1 protein-coding gene and 1 pseudogene are annotated in these 1,612 nt (G+C 37.2%); both read left to right on the forward strand.

Translation table 11 applies throughout. From position 1 onward, the window contains the following. The first annotated feature begins 150 nt into the window (after positions 1-150). Entirely contained in the window at positions 151-1,308 is a 1,158-nt protein-coding gene (locus KTG12_RS21280; protein WP_216945545.1) for a 6-bladed beta-propeller, read from the forward strand. 63 nt (positions 1,309-1,371) lie between these two features. Next, positions 1,372-1,612 (forward strand): annotated as a pseudogene (locus KTG12_RS21285) (hypothetical protein); the annotation flags it as partial.

The following is a 1,612-nucleotide window of genomic DNA, read 5'->3' on the forward strand; positions in this document are numbered from 1 at the left end:
GCTCTTTTACATCAAGCGTTGCATGGGTTTGTGTTGACCAATATGTATGTCCTTCTTGTAATTGTACTCCGGTCCCATGTGGAGGAATGCCTTGAAGGATAAAAGGGAATTGATTTTTATTTTTTAACAAACGAACAAATAATATGCTTTATGAAATATATTACAATTGTATTATTGTTTTTGTGTCTTATGTCATGTCATAATGGACGCCAATCGTCTTGTGAGAATGTCTCGGTAGAGAAAGACTCGGTACAATTACGCGTGATTCCTGTTTCTATTTCGGATACAGCCTATCGCAATGTAGACCAGACTTTCGAACAAATCTCGTATGTGGTATTGTCGGACAATGTTGTAATAGGAGAAATAGTCCGTACTCTTGTTTCTGATGAGCGTATCTTTATATTGGATAACCAAAATAAGCTCTTTTGCTTCGATATGCAAGGAAAGGTCGAGTATGTGATTGATGAGCATGGTCCGGGTCCTAACGAATACGGGAATGTATTGGACTTTGCTTTGAACCCCCCGTTGAAGATGTTGTGGATGTACGATTCAACACGCAGGAAGTTGCATTGTTACGATATGTATACCGGCAAACGTCGTCAATCTATCTCTGCCACTTATATGGCACCGGAACGCATGGCGATTTGGAACGGCTCTTTTTTCTTTTTCATGGGAGATCATTATAATTATCCTGATAATCCGGAAATGCACTACTCGTTGTTCTGTTCCTTGTCCGGAACTAAAATCGATAAATCTTTTTTCCCCCATGATAGAACGTCAGAGTTTAGATTTTCCTATGGGAAGGAACATCCTTTTTATTATAATAACGATAAGTTGTATTTTATTAAGGATTATGAAACAGTCGTTTATCAGTTGACATCAGAATCTGTTACACCTGTATACAAGGTGGAATTGCCGGACTCTTTACCGTTGGATGTTCTGATGGAAGTGACACCATCATTGAAGTTGATGCAAACCCGCTACTCATGGTTGTTGAGTAATGCTTATGAAGCGGATGGTTTTTTGAATTTATGGTTTCAGAAACAGGGAAGTTGTTATGCAGTATATTATGATTTGTTGAAAGATAAACTCATATATGCCGGTAAGCAGGTTAATAATCATCCTGTGAAAGATTTGTTATTTATATCTCAAATTCATGGAGTGTATAAAGATATGTTTTTTTCTGTGGTTCCTTCTTTTGTAATCCAGTACAAGATATCTGAAAATCCGGATGTTTTTCCGGATGATCTAAAAAATTTAACGGAAGAAAGTAATCCGATTATTGGCTTTTATCGGGTGAAAAGATGAAAAAGTAGTATTAAGCTCAGTATTTTTCCTTGGTTATTCGTTTAGTTTATAAAAAGGCGAAAAATGAAAAAACTGAACAATATCGTTAACTTTAAATTCTTGTTGGGGTTCCTGCTCCTTTATGGATTGGTAGCATTTTGCTATTCTCCTGTTTTCTCCAACGGTTTCCTGGATTCGTGGGATGACCAATGGATGGTGATGAACATATTTACGGAGAGTGGTTTTCGGATGGAAAACCTGATAGCGGTGTTTACACAATCCTATAAAGGTCAATATAGCCCGTTGGTGGAATTGAACTATATGG

This window comes from Parabacteroides sp. MSK.9.14 (assembly GCF_019041495.1).
GTDB classification, from domain to species: domain Bacteria; phylum Bacteroidota; class Bacteroidia; order Bacteroidales; family Tannerellaceae; genus Parabacteroides; species Parabacteroides merdae.

What these genes read in the sequence shown, in the direction of transcription:
- KTG12_RS21280 (WP_216945545.1), top strand. Translation starts at nt 151, where the DNA reads ATGAAATATATTACAATTGTATTATTGTTTTTGTGTCTTATGTCATGT.